The organism is Anaerocolumna aminovalerica (genome assembly GCF_900115365.1).
Classification (GTDB): Bacteria; Bacillota; Clostridia; order Lachnospirales; family Lachnospiraceae; genus Anaerocolumna; species Anaerocolumna aminovalerica.
The window spans coordinates 103,119-127,582 of the sequence record NZ_FOWD01000003.1 but is presented as its reverse complement, the minus strand read 5'-3'; the positions used below and the strand labels follow the sequence as shown (position 1 = coordinate 127,582).

The following is a 24,464-nucleotide window of genomic DNA, read 5'->3' as shown; positions in this document are numbered from 1 at the left end:
AATGAATTATGTTGAAAGTTTAAAAGAAAGCATGTATATACCATCTGAAGAGTTAGTTGATGATATGAAAGAAATAGATGGGGATATTATGATTTTGGGAGTTAGTGGTAAAATGGGGCTTAATCTGGCTAAGTTAGTTAAAAGAGCTTCAAATAAATCAGAAAGCATGAAAAAAATATATGGTGTGGCAAGATTTTCAGAGAGTGATGGTATTCGGGAAGAACTTGAGTCTGAGGGAATAGAAACTATAAAATGCGATTTTATGTCAGAAAATCAACTGGAAGGTCTTCCAAAAGTAAAAAATGTTATATATATGGTGGGATATAAATTTGGTACCGTAGGAAATGAAGACTATGCCTGGGCCATAAACTCATATCTTCCGGGAAGGATAGCCAGCAAATATAAAGATTCCAATATAGTTGCTTTTTCTACGGGATGTGTGTATCCACTGGTTAAGATGTCTGAAGGAGCACCTTCCGAGGAGTTTCCCCCGGAAGCAGTGGGGGAATATGCACAGTCCTGCTTAGGCAGAGAAAGAATATTTCAATATTTTTCAAAACAGAATAAGACACCAACGACTATATTTAGGTTAAATTATGCCATAGATCTAAGATACGGTATCGTATCGGAGATTGCTCAGTCAGTTCTAAATGAGTGGCCCATTGATTTAACTATGGGCCATGCAAATGTTATATGGCAGAAAGATGCTTGTGAGATGGCGATAAGATCTCTCCGTGTAGCAAGTACACCGGCAAATATAATTAATGTTACGGGACCTGAAACTGTTTCTATAAGATGGATGGCGGAAAGATTTGCAGAGAAATTTAATAAAACTCCTAAATTTATAGGTAGTGAATCAGATATAGCTTTGCTTAGCAACGCTTCTAAGGCTCATGCAATATTCGGATATCCTAAAACCACTATAAGGGAGATGATAGATATTACATCAGAATGGTTGCTAAATGGCGGAGACACAATAGACAAACCCACACATTTTCAAGAAAGGCAGGGCAAATATTAGATGGCAAAAGGATTGGATAGAGATATTTTAAATCTTCTCAGGACAGGAACAGTTATACCAGCCTGCCCACTGGCTATTACTAAGGACAGGGTATTTGATGAATTCACCCAAAGAGTTTTGCTTCATTATTATCTTGAGGCAAAGGCAGGTGGAATTGCAGTTGGTGTACATACTACACAATTTAATATAAGGGATGCTAAACACAATCTCTATGAGAGATTACTAGGGGTGGTACATGATGAAATTATAAGCTCAAATATACAGAGGCCTTTTATAAAAATTGCAGGAGTATGCGGCGAAACAGAACAAGCAAGAAAAGAAGCTATGACTGCTGGAAAAATAGGATACGATATGGTTTTACTTAGTATGGGAGGACTGAATTCTTATACGGAGTATGAAATTTTAGAAAGGACAAAAAGAATTGCAGATATTATGCCGGTTTTTGGATTTTATCTTCAACCTAATGCCGGTGGAAGAAGATTCAGCTATGAATTTTGGAAGAAATTTGCGGACATTGAAGGCGTTTTGGCAATAAAAACAGCTCCCTTCAACCGCTATGACACATTAGATGTACTTAGAGCTGTGTGCAGCTCCAACCGCTGTGAAGAAATCTCAATATATACAGGAAATGATGATAATATTGTTGCTGATTTACTTACAACCTACAAATTTAACATTAATGGTCATGTTATAGAAAAAGAAATTTGCGGTGGTTTACTGGGGCATTGGGCAGTATGGACCAGTAAAGCAGTGGAGCTGCTTGAAAAGATAAAAAAAGCTAAAGAAACAGGGGCCGGTTTTGAAGACCTTTTACGCTTGGGAACCCAAATTACAGACTGTAATGCTGCTTTTTTCGATGTAAATAATAATTTCTTCGGATGTATACCAGGAATAAATGAAATATTAGCAAGACAAGGGCTGCTTAAAGGCAATTGGTGTTTAGATGAAAAAGAAATATTAGGGGAAGGCCAAATGGAAGAGATAGACAGAGTTTATATGTCATATCCGGAACTAAATGATGATAAGTTTATTGCTGATAATATAGAAAAGTGGAAAGAAATAGTAAGGGTAAAGTAAGAACAGACGGTAAATGGGTGAAAGGAGCATGGTCATATATATGAAAAAACTTAGAGTGTGTATGATAGGCTGTGGGAGAATATCAGAAATGTACGCACAGGTGTTTAAAGAGTTGAGTGATCTTGCAGAAGTAGTTTATGCTGTAGATACAGACTTAAATAAAGCGAAAACATTTGCAGAGCAGTTTAATGGCTGTAAAGCAATTAATGATTACAGACAATGTATGGGTGACAGTATAGATGTGGCTCATATAGCAACACCACACTATTCACATCATGAAATTGCTATAGAGTTGATGAAGAACAAAATACATGTTCTTACAGAAAAACCAATAGCTATAAATATTCCTAATGCAGACAGAATGATTTCTGCCGCTGAGGAAATGGGAATAAAACTGGGAGTGATATTTCAGACAAGATATGCAAAGGGATGTACTCACATCAAGAATATAATTGATTCAGGGAAATTAGGAAAAATAAACTGTGCAAGATCATACTTATCCTGGTCAAGGGATAAATCTTATTATGCCGATTCGGATTGGAAAGGTACATGGGAAAAGGAAGGGGGAGGAGTTTTAATTGATCAGGCAATACATTCTATAGACAGAATTCAGTGGTTGGTAGGAAGTGATGTAGAATGGGTAGAAGGTAATATAAGTAACAGAAATCATGAATATCTGAAAGTCGAGGATACTGCTGAAGCTCTGGTAAAATTCCGGAACGGCTGTTTATATCATTTGTATGCTACAAACTGTTTTGGCTATGATGCACCAATAGAATTAGAAGTAGTTGGTGAATATGGAAAAGTGGGAATGAAACAGGATCTGGCTTGGGTGGATATTGATGGGGAAGAGTACTATGAGATAATAGAAGAAAATGATGAAGTAATACCAGGAAAAGCTTATTGGGGAAATACTCATATTACACAGATAAGAGATTTTTACACATCAGTAATTAACAATTCACCGGTAAAAATAGATGGCAGAGAAGGAAAGAGGGCTCTTGACATAATCCTGTCCATATACGAATCTTCAATAAAAAATAAAAGAATATATAAAGATATTATGGAAATAGGAGGTAATCATGATTAGAGTAGGTATTATAGGATGTGGCGGAATTGCTCATGCACATGCTGAATGTTATAAGCATATACATGAAGCCGAAGTAGTGGCTGTAGCCGATGTAATAAAAGAGCGTGCTGATAAAATGGCAGATTATCTGGGTGCACTAGCATTATATAATGGAGATGAAATTTTTAACAGGAAAGATATTGATATGGTAGATATATGCATTCCAACAAGCATGCATTGTGAATATGCTGTAAAGGCTGCCCAGGCAGGACTTCATATACTATGTGAAAAACCTATAGCCTTGACAATGGAAGAAGGTAAGAAGATGCGTGATGCAGCAGAAAAAGCAGGGGTTAAGCTTATGATAGCACATGTGCTCCGCTATTTTCCGGAATATGAAGCTGCAAAAATGATTATGGAAAACGGTGATATAGGACGCCCTGTTATGGTGAGAACCTACCGTGGGGGAGTACATCCCGGAAGGATAAGGGAATGGTATGAAGATATAAATTTAAGCGGTGGCGCTATTCATGATATGACAATCCATGATATAGATTTTCTTATGCACTGTTTTGGAGATGTGAAAGAGGTTTATGCAAAGGGAAATGCTTATAAACATGAAAGATATAATGAATATGATGTTGTGATGTTGGAATTTAAAAATGGTGTTATTGCACATATCGAAGGGGATTGGTCAAAGCCAGCAGGTTCTCCTTTTACAACCAAATTAGAAATTGTAGGAACAGAAGGGATTTATCAAAGCAACTCAGAAGATTCGATTCCAATTATTTGTCAAATCGAAAATACGGAATCCGGTGCATCGGATGGAGTAGCCATACCGGAAAGTCCTTTGACAGCAAGAACCAATCCCTATGCTAAGGAAATTATCGATTTTATAAAAGCTATAGAAAATAACACAGATACACCTATATCCTGCAACGATGCCATAAAAGCAGCTTATATATCTTTATGCGCAATGGAATCTATGAAGACCGGTAAAAAAGTATATCCAAAGGAGGTGGTATAAATGAATCTGGCAATAATAGGGTGTGAACATATTCATGCCGATTCCTATATAGAAGAGGCGTTAAATATAAGAAATATTAATCTTATTGGTCTTGCAGAGCCTGATACAGTAGTGGGAAGACCCTTAGCTGACAAATATGGTATAGAGTATTATGACAAATATTCTGATTTGATATTTTCCAAAGAAGTGGATACTGTATGTATATGCTCATCTAATATAAAACATGCTGAACTTACTATAGAGGCTGCCAAGGCCGGAAAACATGTGATTGTGGAAAAACCCATAGCAACCACTATTGAAGATGGTAATAAAATGATAGAAGCCTGTAAGATGAATGGTGTGAAACTTATGGTGGCGTTGCCATGCAGATATATTCCGTCTATAGTTAGGGCGAAAGAAATTATAGATAATGGTGAAATTGGTGAAATAGTAGCCATAACCGGAACTAATCATGGTACTATGCCGGGAGGATGGTTTGTAGATAAAGAAAAATCCGGAGGCGGTGCTATAATTGACCATACAATACATGTAGCAGATATAATGCACTGGTTCTTAGACAAAGAGGTTGAAGAAGTCTTTGCTAAAGGCGGAAGGTACATACATGATATACCGGTGGAAGACACAGGTCTAATATTTATGCAATTTAAAGATGGTCCTTATGCTACATTGGACACATCCTGGAATAGGCCAAAATCATTTCCTACCTGGGGAGATGTAACTCTTAACATTATAGGTACAAAAGGAAGCATAAATGTGGACTCATTTAAGCAACATGGCAATTTGTATTCTAACAAACATACAAAGAGTCTGCAAAGCTATTGGGGTGATGATATGAATCGGCTTATGTTGGAAGATTTTGCAGATGCTATCGATAATGACAGGTTATCGCCAATATCTGGAGAGGATGGGTTATTTGCTTTAAAAGTTGCTATTAAGGCTTATGAGTCTATAGAAAAAGGAATACCTGTAAAAGGGTAATAGCTTAATGAAACTAAAGTAATAATTTTAGCAATTTACTAACATGAGTATCAGGTACAGTATAATATGGCAATTTAGTTATATTAATTGGCAAGGCATTTAGTTTACTAATTATATATATTGTACTAAAATACAACTGTCAGGGTGATGATATATAGGAAATATATACAGATTAACGAGGGAATGTATATTATCATTTTGGCAAAATTAAAAATTAGGGAGGAAAATTTATGTTGAAGAAGGTATTAAAAATGTTGGTTGCAGTCAGCCTGTCAATAGTGGTTTTGACCGGTTGTAATTCAACCAAAAAAGTTGATACGTCAGATTCTGCCGTATCGGCAACGGGGGAAGAAACTAAGGGTACAGATACTGCTGATTTAGAAAAAACAGAGTCAACTGATACCAATGAGAGCTTCACACTTACAGTATGGACACATCCATTTGTATCCACGGATTTAGCTGATAATCAAAACAAAGTTTTTGATGATATGGCAACAGAATTTAAGAAAACATATCCAAACGCAACTATAGTATTTGAAGAAATTCCTTGGAAAGGCAGGGAAGAAAAAATGCTTGCGGCTTTAGCAACAAACGAAGGCCCGGATATTTTTTATCTCATACCTGACATGATGACTCAATTTGCTGATAAAGAGGTTCTTGCACCTGTAGATGAGCTTTTGGGTTCAGATTTTGATTACTCAGACTTTTCAAAAACTTCCATAGAGGCCGTATCATATAATGGTCATTTATATGGACTTCCAATTTTAAGAGAAGTTCAGACAATGTTCTATAATACGGATATACTGGCTAAGATTGGCGGCAGTGCGGATGATCTCCCGGATACTATTGAGGAGTTCAATAAGCTGGCAGATGCAGCAGTTGCAGGAGGATACTATGCCCGTACCTTCGAAGGTGGAAATTCACTAAATGCCACTCTTTATCCTTACATCTGGGCCTTTGGCGGTGATATAATAGGTGAAGGTAACAAAATACTTATTAATAGTGCTGAATCAGTAAAAGCTTGGGAAGAGGTAAAAAGACAATATGATTCAGGTTATTTCCCAGCAGACTCCATAACCTCAATAGATCAGTCTTCTATGTTTCTGGAAGGAAAAGCATTAGCCTCCTTTAGTTCAGCGTACATGCTGACCTTAATGGAAAGCCAGGGAATGAATAATTATGTAATAGGACCTCCACTTGAAGGAGTTACCTTTGGTGTAACAGGGATGTTCGTAGTGTCCTCTAAATCACCTAACGCCGACAAGGCCGCACAATTATTAAGTGTTATGACAAATACAGAGAATCAAAGGGCATTTAACTCCCTTACGGGGTATATACCATCAAGAGCTTCTGCATTGGATATTTATGATTCCAATGCTCCAATGAAAGAATTAGCCCAATATGTAAGTCTTGCTAAACCTGGTGTAATTCATTCAACAGCAAGAGTATTTATGCCAAATGTAACAGCACAGTTACAAGCTATGCTGGAGGGAAGCCTGACGCCTCAAGAAGCAGCAGATGCAGCAGCGGATATGATAACAATGGAAATGAACTAAACATATATTGTGTATAAATAGAATTATGGGTAGGTACAGTTTATTCTGTTTCCTATCCATAATTTTATTATATATTCCCTTAGTCTGACCTAATAAAACGAGTCATGAAATGAAATCTTATTGCATATGTTTAGATATAACTGAAAGGAGGACGGCATATGTTAGAACAATTATCGTCACTTGACTTATCAAATCAAATATACGATGTATATAATGATATTAAGGCTAGGACAGGCGGTGAAATATACATAGGCGTGGTAGGGCCGGTTAGAACTGGAAAATCTACTTTTATCAAACGATTTATGGATCTATTGGTAATACCCAATATAGAAGACGAATATAGTCGGGGTAGAGCCATCGATGAACTACCACAAAGCGCAGCAGGTAAAACCATAATGACGACAGAACCAAAGTTTATACCGAAAGAAGCTGCTGAAATCAATTTAGGAGAAGGAACTAAAGTAAACATACGTCTTATTGATTGTGTTGGCTACATGGTAAATGGCGCATCGGGCCATATTGAGAATGAACAGGAACGTTTGGTGAAAACTCCGTGGTTTGATTATGAAATCCCATTTACCCAAGCTGCGGAACTTGGTACACAAAAAGTTATTAATGATCACTCTACAATCGGCATTGTAGTAACAACAGATGGAAGTTTCGGCGATATACCAAGAGAAAATTATATTCCGGCAGAAGAGAAGACTATAAATGAATTAAAGAGATTAAGAAAACCTTTTATTGTATTACTTAATACCAATAGGCCTTATTCCGAGAGTACCATTGATCTGGCAAATGAAATTGCTGCAAAATATAATGTTACTGTTTTGCCGGTTAATTGCGAGCAGCTGAAAAAAGATGACATTCATAGAATCATGATTAACATATTATCTGTATTTCCGGTATCCGAAATTGATTTTTACATACCTAAATGGGCTGAAATGTTACCGGATGATCACTGGTTAAAACAAGATTTAATCAACTCCATTAAAGAATTAATGAGAAACGTTTCATTGATCCGTGATGTAAAAGCAGAAAACATGGAAACCAATAGTGAGTATGTTAAAAAATTCAAAATCGATAAGATTGAAATGGAGAATGGTTCCGTAAGAGTTACGGTGGATTTTGATGATGTTTATTATTATAATATCTTAAGCGACTTAATTGGTGTGCCAATCAGTGATGAATATCAGCTGATTGCTACTTTAAGAGAGCTTGCCAATATGAAGAACGAATATGAAAAAGTAAGCAATGCTTGTCAGGATGTCCGCACAAGAGGATATGGTGTAGTTACTCCTTCCAGAGAGGAAATTACGATAGAAGAACCTGAGGTTATGAAACATGGTAATAAATATGGTGTTAAGATTAAAGCCACAGCGCCATCCATTCATATGATCAAGGCAAATATTCAAACTGAAATTGCTCCTATCGTAGGGACTCAAGAACAGGCAGAAGATTTAATTGCTTACATTAATAAGAATGCTGCTGAAGAGCCGGAAGGAATCTGGGAAACTAATATATATGGAAAGTCCATTAAACAATTAGTAGATGACGGCATCAATACTAAGATTAATAAAATGTCTGACGAAAGCCAATTAAAACTTCAGGAAACTATGCAAAAGATTATCAATGACAGCAATGGCGGCATTATTTGCATCATTATATAACCATAAATAAGCGGATAAATACATCCGCTTTTTTTATTTTTTAAGAAATATTAATATTTTCGTAAGATATTCTACGCATATAGAATAAAATATAGGATTTTGTTGATGCAGTAATTATTTTTTTAATAATTTTATAAATTTAACCTAAGAATTAAAAAAAGTTTGACATTTAGTTGACAAAATTATGAACCATTGTTATAATAACCCTGTAATAGATTTAATATATTTGTAACAACTTAATTTGCATTGAAATACCACCATTATGTTACAAGTAATTTAAACCAAATTATCGGAGGATTACCATGAACCAAAATTTAACGAAGTTCTTAAAAATTTCGACCTTTTGTGTGGGCGGATTGGTGTTATGTTCTCTTAATGCCTCAGTTGCCAAGGCAGAGACTGTAGTTGGTGAAAAAGCTGTTGCAGGAATTACTGTACCACTTGAGAGATACAGCGAAGTAAGTGAAGCTGTTAAAAACAAAGAAATTGAACTTGCCGATCAATACAACTATACCAATTTAGGTATTGCTAATGTAGAAAATCATTTAAATATAAGACAAAAACCTGGAGAAGACCAAAAAATCATCGGTAAATTACCGAAGAATGCAGGATGTACTATTCTTGAAACAGATGACAACGGTTGGGCAAAGATTAAATCAGGAAAAGTTACTGGTTACGTAATGAGTTCCTACCTTATCACAGGTAATGAAGCAGTAGCTTTAGCAAAGAAAGTAGGAGGTGTTGTAGCTACTGTTAATACCACAACTCTTAATGTGAGAGCAGAAGCTGGACTCTTATCAAAAGTAATTACCAGTGTACCTATTGGTGAGGAATTTGAAGTACTTGATTTCGATGATGAATGGGTTAAAATCGGAGTAGACCAGGATAAGGGCTACGTATCTAGACAGTATGTTGATTTAACATATGAACTTATAAAAGGTGTTTCTGTAGAAGAAACAGTTACTGGAGTTTCCGGTATTCGAGCTCAAATTGTAGCTTATGCAAAACAATTTGTAGGTAACCGTTATGTATGGGGCGGTAACAGTTTAACAAATGGAACTGACTGTTCCGGTTTTGTACATTTAATTTATAGGAACTTTGGATATTCCATTGCACGTCAATCTACTTCTTTATCTCATAATGGAACAAGAATTAATCCATCCAGTGTAAAACCTGGTGACTTGGTATTCTACGGTAATGGCAGTTCAATTAATCATGTTGCTATGTATATTGGCAATGGCCAGATTGTTCATGCCAGTACTACAAGAACAGGAATAAAGATTTCTAATATGTATTATAGAAATCCAATCACTGCAGTTAGAATTATTAATGATTAATAAAATATAGGGACCGTTACAAAACTGTCATTCTGAGCTTAGAATTCAGCTATGCTGAGTTTTAAGCGAAGGATCTCATTATATGATGAGGTTCTTCGGCAGCTCTCAGAATGACAGTTTATTATTTTATGGAATCTATTTCTCTAATTTGATAATTCTTTAGAATTTCTTAAATTGATTAGAATACTATAAAGAATGTCATTCTATAATTGACATACATTTTGGAAAAATTTATAATGACCTTTGAGAGTATCTTTAATTTGAAAAACATTCCGAATATCAAAGTTATTTCAATATTAAAAGTATTCATAGAAAGTATTACAAAAGCACGTCTTATATTTTAACTTTAAAACAAAGAAAGGTACGGATATTAATATGGAATTTGTTTATATTACAGGTGCACTTATTGTTGGACTTATCATTAAGAGTATCTATGATTCAAAAAACAGTAAAATAAAATTAATTGAAAAATTAAAACAACAATGGGGGGAAATACCTGAACAAGAATATACCGTTGATAGCTTGGTATCTATAGCAAGTTATTATCGTTCTGTTCAAAATGATTCACAGGATGTGGATGATATTACATGGAATGACGTTTCCATGGATGATATCTTTATGTTAATTAATAATACAAACAGTTCTATTGGTGAAGAATATCTGTACTCTGTATTAAGAAAAATAAAATATGACGAAAAAGAGTTAAGAGAGAGAAACCGTCTTATAGAATTCTTTCAGAAAAATTCCAAGGAAAGATTAGAAGTTCAAATCGCTCTTCGCAGGATGGGAAAATTAAAGGATATCTCGGTTTTTGAATATATTAATCGTTTAGACCATCTGGATGTAACAAGTAACATCCCTCATTATTTAATGATTATAGGATTGCTTGGTTCCATTGCTTTGATATTCTTTAATCCTCCTTTGGGCGGCTTTTTAACTTTTGCTATGGTTACCAACAATATGATTCAATATTATCGCAAAAAAGCCCAGATTGAAGCTTATTTAAATGTATGCTCCTATATTATAAGATTATTAGGTTGTGTAAAAGATTTTTCAAAATTAAATGTTCCGGAAATAAAAGAATACATCACCCAATTGGAAGAAGCCAGCCAGAAATTCGATCAGTTTAAAAAAGGTGCCAGGGTGGTAGCTGGTAAGAATCCAAACGGTGATATGCTCGACATTGTATTAGATTATGTACGTATGTTATCCCATACGGACTTAATCAAATTTAACTCCATGCTTACTTGTTTTAAAAACAATCGTAAAACTTTAAATAACATGTTTGTAACCATTGGTACTCTGGATAGTATGATCGCAGTTGCATCCTTTCGAACTATGTTGGATTATTATTCTTTACCGGAACTTGTATCCGGGGGAAAACCATTTTTACAGGCAGAAGAGTTATTCCATCCTATGATTGATGAACCTGTTGCCAATTCCATATCTGAAGAACGATGCATATTAATAACTGGTTCCAATGCTTCGGGTAAATCAACATTTATTAAAACACTTGCTATAAATGCTATTCTTTCTCAAACAATCTTTACCTCCATGTGTAAATCCTATAAGGCAAGCTATTTTTATGTTGCTTCCTCAATGGCTTTACAGGATAATTTGTTAAACAAAGAAAGTTATTATATTGTAGAGATAAAATCACTAAAACGTATCCTGGATAAATTAAACTCAAACATTCCAACATTATGTTTTGTTGATGAAGTATTAAGAGGTACTAATACTTTAGAACGTGTTGCTGCTTCCTCCCGGATTCTATATAGTTTTTCCCAGGCAAATGCTTTATGTTGTGCGGCAACGCATGATATTGAATTAACACATATTTTAGAAAAACATTATTCCAATTATCATTTCCAGGAACAAGTGGTTGACAATAATGTACTATTTGATTATAAACTGCAGGCAGGAAGAGCAATCTCTAGAAATGCAATTAAGCTTCTCAGTGTCATGGGGTATTCAGAAAGCATAATTGAAAGTGCTACTAAAGCGGCAAATCAGTTTTTAGAAGAAGGAAATTGGTATAATATAGAATAAGATTTCCTATAAAAAAGTTATTAATCACCTTGACTGTTTACCGGGAGGAACTATGTTTGGTTACGTAAATATATATAAACCAGAATTAAAAATGAAAGATTTTTATAAATATAAAGCTTATTATTGTGGTCTATGCAAAACCTTAAAAGATAAGTATGGTTCTTTCGGACAAATGACGTTGACATACGATATGACTTTTCTTATTATATTACTAACTTCCCTTTACGAAAGTAATACGGAGCATGAGATACACAGATGCATTGTACACCCGGTAAAAAAGCATGATACACTCTGTAATGAAATTACGGATTATGCAGCCGACATGAATATTGTTCTTTCTTATTATCATCTGCTGGATAACTGGCAGGATGATAGAAGTATTGCAGGCTTTACTGGTACAAAATTATTGAATAAGAAGTTTAAAATGATCTGTAATAAATATCCCAGGCAATGTCAGGCAATCAGCAACAGTTTAAATCTGCTGAAAGAATGTGAACAAAATAATGACCAGAATATTGATCTGGTTTCCCGTTGTTTTGGTGAACTAATGTCCGAATTGTTTGTATACAAACAGGATATGTGGGAACCTACATTAAAAAAATTCGGTTTCTTTTTGGGTAAGTATATTTATGTTATAGATGCTTATGAAGACTTGGAAGAAGATATAAAAAAAGGCAGATACAACCCCTTAAAATCTGCTTTTCAAAAAGATACCTATGAGACAGAATGCAAGAATATACTTAATATAATGATAGCAGAATGTACCGGTGAATTCGAAAAACTACCATGCTTATTGGACGGGGACATTTTAAGAAACATCTTATATGAGGGAGTTTGGACGAAGTTTAATTCTATCCAAAAGAAAAAATCAGAGGTTATTCAGAAATAATACCATGCATTACGCAGAAAAGAGGAAGATATGATAATAGACCCATATAAAGTGCTTGGTGTCTCACCTAGTGCATCTAATGATGAAATTAAAAAGGCTTATAGAGAATTAAGCAGAAAATATCACCCGGATTCGTATGTTGATAATCCATTGTCTGATTTAGCAGAAGAGAAATTTAAAGAGGTTCAGGAAGCATACGATCAAATAATGAGAGAAAGAGAAGGCGGTTATTCAGGAGGTCAAAGTACCTATTCCAGTAACAGTGCAGATGAACCAGTTGAAATGACTGCTGTTTACAACTATATTAACTCCGGACATTATAGAGAGGCCTTAAATGTTCTATCAGGTATCGGCAATCGTACTGCCAGATGGTATTTTTACAGTGCCATAGCAAATGCTAATATTGGAAATAACTATGAAGCATTAAACCATGCTCAAACAGCCGTTAACATGGAGCCGGGCAATCCTGAGTATAGAAATTTATTAAATCAGTTGCAATTTAGAGGACAAAGATATCAGAACACCCGCTATGGCGGTGATACCGTTTTTGGAACCGGTAATTTATGCTGTGATCTATGGTGTGCAGACACCTTATGTGAATGTATGGGAGGAGATTTGTGCCGATGTATCTAGGGGCAAAAAAGATGGCATTCTTAGGTCTTTTACTTGCTATATCCGTAGTACTGGTTATATTAAGTGGAGTATTTGAATTTAATACTATTTTTCTGCTGGCCGGAGCATCATTCTGTATAGGTATTGCAATACGGGAGTGCGGCATCAGGCTGGGGCTTGGCTTTTTTATAGGAAGCAGCATCTTAAGTTTTTTTATGGCATCCAATAAATTCTATTGCATAACTTTTTCAGCTATGGGATTATATATTCTGATCAATGAATTTGCATGGGAAAAACTTAGTAAAATAAGAAACAGAAACCTAATATTATGGGTGATTAAATATAGTATATTCAATATTATTTATCTGCCATCTGTGATTATTATGCCTCATCTGTTCTATCAGGGAACAATACGAAGGGAAATATGGGCTTTGGTTATCCTTGGGGGACAGATTGCTTTATTTATATTTGATAAAGCCTACGATTATTTTCAGACTTATGTTTGGGGAAAATTCAGAAGGCGCTTCCATATATTTAACTAGAATTAGAAGGAAGGGCCCTCCCGGATGGGATAAAATGCAAGTGAATCAAAGCATTATTACTTTTCAAACTATGAATATTATGTTATAATACTTACGTTAAACCAATACCTATAAAAGCAGGAATAACATACTTGCGGAAACAAGATAAACATAAAAGTTATGTAACGACCAGGCTGTCGCAAACAATAAACTGTCATTCTGAGAACGCTTTTAGATCGGAATGACAGTTTTGCAACAGCCCTTTATATTTTAAAATTATTAGTAAAAGGGAGTAATTTATGAAGGTTACTATTTATACAGATGGTGCAGCGAGAGGAAATCCGGAGGGTCCGGGTGGCTTTGGGACAATCCTTGTATTTGTTGATTCCAAAGGCCAGGAGCACATAAGGGAGCTTTCAGGGGGATATAAGAAAACAACCAACAACCGAATGGAATTAATGGCAGCAATAGCAGGCCTGGAAGCATTGACAAAACCATGTGAAGTAGAGTTATATTCTGATTCACAATATCTGGTGAAAGCATTTAACGAGCACTGGTTGGAGGGGTGGATTAAAAAAGGCTGGAAACGTGGCAAAAACGAACCGGTTAAAAACGTAGATTTATGGAAACGGCTGCTAGAAGCCATGAAGCCTCATAAAGTTAACTTTATCTGGGTAAAAGGACATGCAGGGCATCCTCAGAATGAACGATGTGATGTTTTAGCAACCTCTGCTGCGGATGGAGATGAGCTGATGGATGATGTAATCCTTTAGAATACACAAAAAACAGAAAAGATAAATAAATAATATACCATACGTTTAGAAGGGACGATTAACTATGGCAGAATTAACACCAATGATGCAGCAATACATGGAAATAAAAAGCCAATATAAAGATTGTATCTTATTTTACCGTTTAGGGGATTTTTATGAAATGTTCTTTGAAGATGCACAAATTTGTTCGAAAGAACTTGAGATAACTTTAACAGGGAAAAACTGCGGTCTTGAGGAGAGGGCTCCTATGTGCGGGATACCCTATCATGCGGTGGACGGTTATTTAAGCAAATTAATAAGCCGTGGTTATCATGTTGCCATATGCGAACAGGTAGAAGATCCAAAGGCTGCAAAGGGAATTGTCCGAAGAGAGGTCATAAGAATTGTAACACCTGGAACTAATATCAATCCTCAGGCATTGGATGAAAGCAAAAATAATTATCTAATGGGGATCGTACATACTACAAATGCCTATGGAATTAGTACGGTGGATGTAACCACAGGTGATTTTTATGTCACGGAAGTAGACTCTGACAGAAAATTACTGGATGAAATCACAAAATTTAATCCTTCTGAAATCATATGTAACAATACCTTTTTAGTAAGTGGTGTGGATATAGATGACCTAAAAAGCCGGCTTCAGATTTCTATATCCAATCTGGAATCCTGGTATTTCGATGATGAGGGATGTGTCAAATCTCTAAAGGAACATTTTAATATTTCTTCTTTAGACGGTCTTGGTTTAGGGGATTATAGCATTGGTGTTATTGCTTCCGGTGCTGTATTACAGTATTTATATGAAACACAGAAGAATTCCTTAACTCATTTGACTAAAATTACACCCTATGTTACAAGTAAATATATGCTATTAGACAGTTCCACAAGACGTAATCTGGAATTAACAGAAACCTTAAGGGAAAAGCAAAAGAGAGGTTCTCTTCTTTGGGTACTGGATAAAACAAAGACTGCCATGGGTGCCAGATTATTAAGAAATTATTTGGAACAGCCATTAATTGATAAAAAAGAAATCAATATCCGTTTGGATGCCATAGCGGAATTAAACGATAGTGTAATTACAAGGGAAGAAATACGGGAATATTTAAATCCTATCTACGACTTAGAACGTTTGATGGGACGAATTAGTTATAAAAGCGCGGGACCTAGAGATTTAATTGCCTTTAAGTCCTCCTTATCCATGCTTCCTCATATTAAGGTTTTATTAAATACCGCTGTCAGTGATTTGTTAAAAAATATTTATAATAATTTAGATGCATTGGAAGACCTTTACCACTTAATTGAAACATCTATAGTTGAAGAACCTCCCATTACTGTAAGGGAAGGAGGCATCATCAAAGATGGTTTTCATGAAGAAGTTGATAAGCTTCGTAAAGCAAAAACAGAGGGGAAAACCTGGCTTGCCCAATTGGAAAGCAGGGAAAAAGAAAAAACAGGAATTAAGAATCTTAAAATTAAGTTTAATAAAGTCTTTGGATATTACCTGGAAGTAACTAATTCCTATCAAAACCTGGTTCCGGAAAATTGGATCCGAAAGCAAACCTTAACCAATGCAGAACGTTACACAACATCTGAATTAAAAGAATTGGAAGATGTAATTCTAGGTGCCGAGGATAAATTATTCTCTTTGGAATATGATTTATTCTGTGAAGTCCGTGAAAAAATCGCAGCGGAAGTAAGCCGTATACAGCAAACAGCTAAAGCCGTTGCAAAACTGGATGTGTTTACATCCTTAGCCTTAGTTGCTGAAAGAAATAATTTTACCAGACCAGCTATTAATGAAGAAGGTGTTATTGACATCAAAGACGGACGGCATCCGGTTGTTGAAAAAATGATATCCAACGATATGTTTGTTGCTAATGATACTTACCTCGATAATAAGGAGAAGCGAATCTCCATTATTACCGGCCCCAACATGGCAGGAAAATCAACCTACATGAGACAAACTGCGTTGATAGTGTTAATGGCTCAGGTGGGAAGTTTTGTACCTGCTTCCTATGCCAATATCGGTATCGCAGACCGAATTTTTACACGTGTGGGTGCATCGGATGACTTAGCTTCCGGTCAAAGTACCTTTATGGTGGAAATGACGGAAGTAGCCAACATACTTAGAAATGCAACGAAAAACAGCCTGCTTATCTTAGATGAAATCGGAAGAGGTACCAGTACTTTTGACGGATTAAGTATTGCATGGGCCGTAGTAGAACATATCAGCAATCCAAAGTTATTGGGAGCAAAGACATTATTTGCCACCCATTACCATGAACTGACGGAACTAGAAGGTAAATTAGACAGTGTAAATAATTATTGCATTGCGGTTAAAGAACAGGGAGAAGACATTGTATTCCTTCGTAAAATAGTAAAAGGCGGTGCTGACAAAAGCTATGGAATTCAAGTAGCCAAATTAGCTGGCGTTCCTGAAAACGTATTAAAAAGAGCAAGTGAAATTGTAGAAGAATTAAGCCAAAATGACATTACAGAGAAAGCAAGGGCAATTGCAGATTCCCATATTCAAGTCAAACCGGATGTTACTTCTGATAAGGATAGTGTTGCGGAAACAGAGCTTGAAACTGGTTTCAATCACAAAGGAAAGAAAAAACATACGGATATACCAAATCAAATGTCATTCTTTGATTTTAATGATGTTTTAAACCCATATGAAGATATTATAAAGGAATTAAAAACAATCAATCTGAACTCCATGACCCCTATGGATGCAATGAATAAAATATATGAATTACAGCAAAAGGTAAAATAAATATTATTCTAGTTCATCGGCGAAGAAGCTCTTTTTTAAGTTTTCAGATTTTACTTTAGTCAGGCAGAGATTACTTAAAATGAAATATTTATACTTTAACCTAAGTATTTCACCATAAATTTAGAAAGAATAGAGGTGAACATATGACGAAAATAACTGTTTTAGACGAGAGTACGATTAATCAAATAGCTGCTGGTGAAGTAATTGAACGTCCGGCAGCAGTGGTAAAAGAATTAGTGGAGAATTCTATAGATGCAGGTGCCAATGCCATTACGGTAGAAATCAAAGAGGGGGGTATCAGCTTTATTCGGATTACGGACAACGGTTCCGGTATAGATGAAGAGGATATGCCGTTGGTTTTTTTAAGGCATTCCACCAGCAAAATAAGAACAGCGGAGGACTTATTAAGTGTATCCAGTTTAGGCTTTCGTGGTGAAGCCTTGTCCAGTATTGCTGCCATAGCCCAAGTAGAACTGGTTACCAAAACAGCGGAAGCTTTCTCCGGTATAAGATACCAAATTGCAGGAGGAGAAGAAAAAAGCATAGAGCATATTGGCTGTCCCGGGGGTACAACCTTTATCGTAAGAAACCTTTTCTATAATACACCGGCGAGAAGAAAATTCTTAAAATCTCCGGTTACGGAAGCGGGATATATTAGTGACCTGATGGAACGGTTATCGGTATCTCATCCTAACGTTGCTTTTAAATTCATTAATAATAACCAAATTAAGCTTCATACCTCAGGCAATAATAATTTAAAAGATATTATATATCATGTTTATGGAAGGGATATAGCATCTCATTTGGTAACTGTTGAAGATGATGCAAACGGGCTGAATATAAATGGTTTTATTGCAAAACCTATTGTTTCCCGTGGAAACCGTAATTATGAAAATTATTTTATAAACGGAAGATATATTAAGAGCGGTTTAATCAGCAAAGCAATTGAAGAAGCTTTTCGTCCATTTTCCATGACTCACCGTTATCCTTTTACCTGCCTTCATTTGCATATTCCAAGTGAATTAATTGATGTAAATGTACACCCTGCCAAATTAGAAATCCGTTTTAAGAATGGAGAAGAAGTTTATCAGTTGGTTTACCATGCTGTAAAAAGCGCTTTAGAGGGAAAAGAGTTAATACCTTCTGTTAGATTAGAAGAGGATAAAAACAAAGAGAAAACTGTTATTACTGAGAAAATTCCAGAACCATTTGAAGTTAATCGAAGGCTGGAGGAATCAGAAGAGAAGAATGAAAAAGTGGCAAGTTCAATTCAACATAGTACTTTTCCAATTTCAAGAAACTTACAGCATAACAACGGTACCGCCAATAAGAGCGGTTCAAATCCATTTACATATAACAAATATATGGATGCAGCAGATGATTATCTGAATCAAAATAAAACTCCTGTTTCTGCAGAAACAAAAGAGTTAATAAAAGATACGGAAATCGGAAAATTTCAAGAAGTTGTTAAAACTGCATCTCCTGTGATTAAAGAATCTTCCCAGTATAATACTTTGAATATGGAAGATACTTCTTTAAGTAGAGACAGTGCTGCTTCAAATGCAGATAAAAAGGAGTTCTTTTTTAACGATCCTTCTGTAATGATAAACAAACCGGAACAGTTATCCTTTATATCAGAGAAGGCCAAAGAAAGTCACCGAATCGTGGGACAGGTATTCTCTACTTACTGGATAGTTGAATTCGGAGACAAAATGTACTTAATTGATCAGCATGCAGCTCATGAAAAAGTACTATATGAAAAAACAATGAAAGGACTTCATGAGAAGCAATATAATGCCCAGATGCTGGAGCCACCTGTGATTCTTTCATTAAGTATGAGAGAAGAAGAGGTAATTAAAAAATACGGCGAAGAATTAAAACGTATTGGTTTTGAAATAGAAGAGTTTGGCGGCAAAGAATATGCAGTACGTGCTGTACCCGGCGATTTATTTGGCTTGGCTCAAAAAGAAATTCTAATTGAAATGATTGATGAATTGGTTGATGAAGTGCATAATGAAACTCCTGAAATCATACTGGAAAAAATAGCTTCCCTTTCCTGTAAAGCAGCCGTAAAGGGAAATCATAGAATTTCCCCCCAAGAGGCTTCTTCTTTGATTGATCAGCTATTAACGCTAGAAAATCCTTATCATTGCCCTCATGGCAGACCAACTATAATCTCTATGAGTAAATATGAATTAGAAAAGAAATTTAAGAGAATTGTATAAATTAGGCTACAAGGATTTAATTACATGCCCTCAAATGCATGTGAAATTAATTATAAAATCAGAAAAAGCAATAAAGGAAGTATTTTATGAAGAAACCATTAATTATATTAACAGGACCAACGGCTGTAGGGAAAACCGATTTATCCATTAAACTTGCCAAGGCTGTCAATGGAGAGATTATTTCTGCTGACTCCATGCAGGTCTATAAGCATATGAATATCGGAACTGCAAAAATAATGCCCTCAGAAATGAGTGGTATTAAACATTACCTCATTGATGAATTTGCTCCCCAAGAAGACTTTAATGTTGTAAAGTTCAAAGAATATGCAGAAAAATACATGGCAGAAATTTATGCAAATAATAAGGTTCCAATCATCGCAGGAGGTACCGGTTTCTATATACAGGCGGTTCTATATGGTATTGATTTTGAGGAAAATGAAGAAGATACTTCCCACGGAATTTCCTACAGAAAAGAATTAGAGGATTTGGCTCAGGAAAAAGGAGCTCTTTATATTCACTCTATGTTACAGGAAGCAGATCCAGCGGCTGCATGTTCCATTCATCCCAATAACATAAAGCGTGTGATTCGTGCCTTGGAATACTATAAACAGACAGGAAATAAGATTTCAGAACACAATGCGGAACAAAGACAAAAAGAATCTCCATATAATTTTTGTTATTTTGTATTAAATAACAAGAGAGAGGTTCTATATGAGAGAATCAATAAGCGGGTTGATGTAATGATAGAGCAAGGACTGCTAGAAGAGGTAAAACATTTATTGGACATGGGATGTACAAAAGATATGGTTTCCATGCAGGGCCTGGGTTACAAAGAAATCATAGAATATCTGGAGGGTAAATGTACTTTCCAAGAGGCAGTCTATATTTTGAAACGGGATACCAGACATTTTGCCAAACGTCAATTGACCTGGTTCAAACGTGAAAAAGATGTGATCTGGGTAAATAAAGACCAGTATAACGATAATGATGACAAAGTATTAGAAGCTATGATAAAAGAAATAAAATTAAACAATCTAATATAACGTCCTGCAAATGTTTTTAATATTAAGGGATAATTTTATAGAATGCCATATAAACGCAGTGAAAAATACAAGTTACTACAGGGATTTTTCACTGCGTTACCAATGACATGACATAACGTATACAAAATGACGGGGCGGTTTATTAAAATAATTTATCTCAATAATTTGACGTAATATTTATTCAGGAAAGGAAAACCAATGAATTCTCAATTAAATCAAATATATAATGATCTCCATATTGATAACAAAATACTAAACTTCTGTGAACGAATTGAGCAAAATTTAAAGGAACGCTTTGATGAAATCGACAGAATTGCTGAATATAATCAGCTAAAAGTTTTAAAAGCCATGCAGGATAACAAAGTAAGTGATATCCATTTTGCAGCAACCACCGGCTATGGTTATAATGATATAGGCCGTGATACTTTAGAAAGTGTATATGCTTCCGTGTTTCATGCAGAATCTGCCCTTGTAAGACCACAGCTTATAAGCGGAACCCATGCATTAAGTACTGCTTTATCCGGTAACCTCCGCCCGGGAGATGAAATATTGTCTCCGGTAGGAAAACCATATGACACTTTAGAGGGAGTTATTGGAATTCGTGAATCCAGAGGGTCTTTGGCAGAATATGGTGTCACATATGCTCAAGTTGATCTTTTACCAAATGGTGATTTTGATTATGAAGGAATTAAAAACGCCCTTAATGATAGAACAAAATTAGTTACCATTCAACGTTCAAAAGGTTATGCAACCAGACCAACCTTATCTGTAAAACGAATCGGTGAACTAATTTCCTATATAAAAAATATAAAACCTGATGTAATCTGTATGGTAGATAATTGTTACGGTGAATTTGTGGAGACAATAGAGCCAACGGATGTTGGCGCTGATTTATGTGTAGGATCTTTAATTAAAAACCCCGGTGGCGGTTTAGCACCAATCGGCGGATATATAGTAGGAAAAGAAGAATATGTGGATAATGCGGCTTTCCGCCTGACGGCTCCGGGACTTGGAAAAGAAGTAGGAGCTACACTAGGAATTAATAGTTTATTATATCAGGGCTTCTTTATGGCTCCCCAGGTTGTATCAGGAGCTTTAAAGGCAGCAATCTACGCAGCAAATATTTACGAAAAGTTAGGATTTACCGCCATTCCCAATGGATCAGAACCCCGTTACGATATTATTCAGGCAATCACTCTTGGAAGTCCTGAGGGGGTAATAGCATTTTGTAAAGGAATTCAAGCTGCAGCTCCTGTGGACAGTTATGTTGTTCCCGAACCATGGCCTATGCCGGGATATCACTCTGACGTTATTATGGCAGCCGGTGCTTTCGTTCAGGGATCTTCAATAGAGTTAAGTGCAGATGCCCCAATTGAGCCGCCTTATGCCGTGTATTTCCAGGGGGGGTTAACCTGGTATCATGGGAAACTTGGTATTCTGATGTCAGTTGAAAAACTTTATGAGGAAAACTTAATACAGTTATAAAGGTAAGGGATTTTTAAGGAATTTTAGTATACAAACATATGGATTTGTGTTAGAATGGACACTAGAAATGGTATAATTGGAGGAAACTTTTATGTCTAGAGTTGTCGGTAAAAATTCATGGGCATTGCTGCTAATTATATTAGCAGGTGTTGTTTTAGGAGGATTTATCGGTTATTTAGCAAAAGATGTACCTTATTTATCATGGCTTAATTATGGCCAGGAGTTTGGTATTGGCAATGGAAATGACCATAGTACCGTAAGCCTGAATTTAGGTGTTATGGTAATCAACTTTGGAATTAGAATTAAATTTACCATTGCTGGAATAATTGGATTAGTCTTGGGAATCATTATTTACCGTAAACTTTAATAATAGACATCCTGCTATTTTCTTGGAGAGAGAAGATCAGGAGGAATCATGAATAAAAAGTTTTATACCGTAAAAGAATTACCATTATCTGAAAGACCATATGATAAATGTGAAAAATATGGTCCCAGTGTTTTATCTGATGCAGAACTTCTTGCAGTAATTATACGTTCCGGCTCTAAGAATGAACGGGTAGTAGATGTTGCAACCAGAGTTTTAAATTACTCTAAGGTTTACCCTGGATTACTTGGACTTAATCATATGAATATGAATGATTTGATATCTATCAAAGGAATCGGAAGAGTAAAAGCAATACAATTATTGTGTATGACTGAATTGACAAAGCGAATGGCAAAAGCCACTAATGCAGATGCTATTCGTTTAACCAATCCTTCCTCTGTTGCTAATTACTATATGCAGGACATGCGTCACTTAACCCAGGAAAAAGTTCTTCTTATTATGTTGGATTCAAAAAGTAAGATTTTAAAAGATATGATTATTTCTTCTGGAACAGTCAATAGTTCACTATTGTCCCCAAGAGAAATTTTCCTTCATGCTTTAAAATACGAAGCGGTAAGCATTATTATCTTACATAATCATCCAAGTGGAGACCCCACACCTAGTAAAGAAGATATACATACTACAAAAAGACTAAAAGAAGTTGGAAATTTAATAGGAATTAAGCTTATGGATCATATAATTATTGGAGATAATAAATATATAAGTCTTAATGAAGAGGGCTATTTATAATTTCCCGGACGGTGGAAGCACCGTTGCCCTTTTTGTAAGTATTTTGGAATTAATGAATTATATGGTGAGCATCACAAATGATTCTGTTCCAATGATGTGTTATTAATTTGGAAGGAGACAGCTTGTATGGCAGGAAAAATGTATGGAATTGATTTTGGAACAAGCACCATTAAGATATACCATAAAAATGAAGGTATTATACTTGACGAAAAAAATGTTATTGCAGTAGCCAATAAGAAAAAGATAATTGCAGTAGGTAATGAAGCTTCTGAAATGTATGGGAAAGCACCTACAAATATCGAAGTGACCTATCCGGTTAGGAATGGTGTAATTGCAGATTTAGTGAATATGCTTGATTTATTAAATTATTTATTGAAGAAAATTAATGCAAAGAGCAGCCGTTTTTCTTCAGCGGAGTTTATCTTGGCAACTCCAACTGACATTACAGAAGTAGAAAAACGGGCATTTTTTGACTTAGTAGCAAGCTCTAATGCGAAACCCAAAAATATACGTATGGTAGAAAAACCAATTGCAGATGCTATTGGTGCTGGTTTAGATGTTACCAACGCCAGAGGTGTTATGGTTGTAGATATCGGCGCTGATACCACAGAAATCTCCATTATGTCACTTGGCGGCATAGTTATTAGTAAGTTGGTGCCGGTTGGTGGTAATCGATTTGATGAATCCATTAAGTCCTTTGTTAAAAAAACTTATAATTTAGTAATTGGAGATAAAACGGCAGAATATATCAAAATTGAATTAGCTTCTGCACTTCCCAAGGAAGAAAAAAGCATAAAAGTATATGGCCGTAATCTGGTAACAGGACTGCCTACCGAGGTAGATGTTAGTTCTACCATGGCTTACGAATCCATATTGGAACATTTCCATACTATCGTAGATTCGGTTAAAATCATTCTGGAGAGAACTCCGCCGGAAATCTCCTCCGATATTATTGATTCAGGAATCTATGTAACCGGTGGTTCAGCAGCTATACTTGGTTTAAAAGAATTAATTGCAAAAGAAACAGATTTAAATATAAATGTTTGTGAAAATGCATCCAATACTGTAGTAAGCGGTTTGGGACGAATTATAGAAGATCCTAAGCTATCCTCCTTGGCCCTGACGCTAAAACAGGCTAATTTTAGTTAAAATTCAGGATATATAGAAAGGAGGTTAGGTTGAAAAAACAGTGTTTTTTCAACCGGTAATTTGTACTGGCACACAAATTACTTTCATTATCCAAAGGCG

General features: G+C 35.6%; 20 protein-coding genes. All 20 read left to right on the top strand.

Translation table 11 applies throughout. From position 1 onward, the window contains the following. Position 1 precedes the first annotated feature (1 nt). The 20 genes from BM183_RS02680 to mreB all read left to right on the top strand — a co-directional run bounded on the left by BM183_RS02680 (position 2) and on the right by mreB (position 24,365). Positions 2 to 1,021 (top strand): NAD-dependent epimerase/dehydratase family protein, encoded by a 1,020-nt coding sequence (locus BM183_RS02680; RefSeq protein ID WP_091684233.1) that lies wholly within the window; start codon positions 2 to 4, stop codon positions 1,019 to 1,021. Continuing rightward, a complete protein-coding gene (locus BM183_RS02675; protein ID WP_091684232.1) occupies positions 1,022 to 2,098 on the top strand; it encodes a dihydrodipicolinate synthase family protein in 1,077 nt (358 codons plus the stop codon). It abuts the gene before it with no gap. Between the two features lie 40 nt (positions 2,099 to 2,138). Further along, positions 2,139 to 3,188: a Gfo/Idh/MocA family protein gene (locus BM183_RS02670; RefSeq protein ID WP_170847870.1), complete on the top strand. Its 1,050-nt coding sequence runs from the start codon at positions 2,139 to 2,141 to the stop codon at positions 3,186 to 3,188. Beyond that, the gene (locus BM183_RS02665) at positions 3,181 to 4,194 is read left to right on the top strand and encodes a Gfo/Idh/MocA family protein (protein ID WP_091684230.1); all 1,014 of its coding nucleotides are present in this window, start codon (positions 3,181 to 3,183) and stop codon (positions 4,192 to 4,194) included. Before BM183_RS02670 ends, BM183_RS02665 begins: the two co-directional genes overlap by 8 nt. Further along, a complete protein-coding gene (locus BM183_RS02660; protein ID WP_091684229.1) occupies positions 4,195 to 5,172 on the top strand; it encodes a Gfo/Idh/MocA family protein in 978 nt (325 codons plus the stop codon). Positions 5,173 to 5,402: 230 nt separating this feature from the next. Further along, entirely contained in the window at positions 5,403 to 6,728 is a 1,326-nt protein-coding gene (locus BM183_RS02655; protein ID WP_091684228.1) for a sugar ABC transporter substrate-binding protein, read from the top strand. A gap of 158 nt (positions 6,729 to 6,886) precedes the next feature. Then, a complete protein-coding gene (spoIVA, locus tag BM183_RS02650; protein ID WP_091684227.1) occupies positions 6,887 to 8,395 on the top strand; it encodes a stage IV sporulation protein A in 1,509 nt (502 codons plus the stop codon). A 302-nt stretch (positions 8,396 to 8,697) separates the two neighbouring features. Continuing rightward, on the top strand, positions 8,698 to 9,732 hold the full coding sequence (locus BM183_RS02645; RefSeq protein WP_091684226.1) for a C40 family peptidase: 1,035 nt from the start codon (positions 8,698 to 8,700) through the stop codon (positions 9,730 to 9,732). Between the two features lie 375 nt (positions 9,733 to 10,107). Then, positions 10,108 to 11,781 carry a MutS-related protein gene (locus BM183_RS02640; RefSeq protein WP_091684225.1) on the top strand — a complete coding sequence of 558 codons (1,674 nt, stop codon included), beginning with the start codon at positions 10,108 to 10,110 and terminating at the stop codon, positions 11,779 to 11,781. Between the two features lie 52 nt (positions 11,782 to 11,833). Continuing rightward, positions 11,834 to 12,670 carry a DUF5685 family protein gene (locus tag BM183_RS02635; protein WP_091684224.1) on the top strand — a complete coding sequence of 279 codons (837 nt, stop codon included), beginning with the start codon at positions 11,834 to 11,836 and terminating at the stop codon, positions 12,668 to 12,670. A 30-nt stretch (positions 12,671 to 12,700) separates the two neighbouring features. After that, entirely contained in the window at positions 12,701 to 13,303 is a 603-nt protein-coding gene (locus BM183_RS02630) for a J domain-containing protein (RefSeq protein WP_091684223.1), read from the top strand. After that, entirely contained in the window at positions 13,288 to 13,824 is a 537-nt protein-coding gene (locus tag BM183_RS02625) for a hypothetical protein (RefSeq protein ID WP_139221469.1), read from the top strand. The genes BM183_RS02630 and BM183_RS02625 overlap by 16 nt, the downstream gene beginning before the upstream one ends. Before the next feature lie 278 nt (positions 13,825 to 14,102). After that, a complete protein-coding gene (gene rnhA / locus BM183_RS02620) occupies positions 14,103 to 14,576 on the top strand; it encodes a ribonuclease HI (RefSeq protein ID WP_091684221.1) in 474 nt (157 codons plus the stop codon). Positions 14,577 to 14,640: 64 nt separating this feature from the next. Continuing rightward, on the top strand, positions 14,641 to 17,349 hold the full coding sequence (gene mutS / locus BM183_RS02615) for a DNA mismatch repair protein MutS (RefSeq protein ID WP_091684220.1): 2,709 nt from the start codon (positions 14,641 to 14,643) through the stop codon (positions 17,347 to 17,349). Positions 17,350 to 17,492: 143 nt separating this feature from the next. Then, positions 17,493 to 19,574 carry a DNA mismatch repair endonuclease MutL gene (gene mutL / locus BM183_RS02610; RefSeq protein WP_091684219.1) on the top strand — a complete coding sequence of 694 codons (2,082 nt, stop codon included), beginning with the start codon at positions 17,493 to 17,495 and terminating at the stop codon, positions 19,572 to 19,574. A gap of 86 nt (positions 19,575 to 19,660) precedes the next feature. After that, entirely contained in the window at positions 19,661 to 20,617 is a 957-nt protein-coding gene (miaA, locus tag BM183_RS02605) for a tRNA (adenosine(37)-N6)-dimethylallyltransferase MiaA (RefSeq protein WP_091684218.1), read from the top strand. A gap of 198 nt (positions 20,618 to 20,815) precedes the next feature. Next, the gene (locus BM183_RS02600) at positions 20,816 to 22,102 is read left to right on the top strand and encodes a methionine gamma-lyase family protein (protein WP_091684217.1); all 1,287 of its coding nucleotides are present in this window, start codon (positions 20,816 to 20,818) and stop codon (positions 22,100 to 22,102) included. 91 nt (positions 22,103 to 22,193) lie between these two features. Next, complete coding sequence (locus BM183_RS02595; protein WP_091684216.1) at positions 22,194 to 22,469, top strand: DUF4321 domain-containing protein; 276 nt, start codon at positions 22,194 to 22,196, stop codon at positions 22,467 to 22,469. 48 nt (positions 22,470 to 22,517) lie between these two features. Then, on the top strand, positions 22,518 to 23,216 hold the full coding sequence (gene radC / locus BM183_RS02590; RefSeq protein ID WP_091684215.1) for a RadC family protein: 699 nt from the start codon (positions 22,518 to 22,520) through the stop codon (positions 23,214 to 23,216). Between the two features lie 126 nt (positions 23,217 to 23,342). Beyond that, positions 23,343 to 24,365, top strand: coding sequence for a rod shape-determining protein (gene mreB / locus BM183_RS02585; RefSeq protein WP_091684214.1), 1,023 nt, complete (start codon positions 23,343 to 23,345; stop codon positions 24,363 to 24,365). Positions 24,366 to 24,464: the final 99 nt, after the last annotated feature.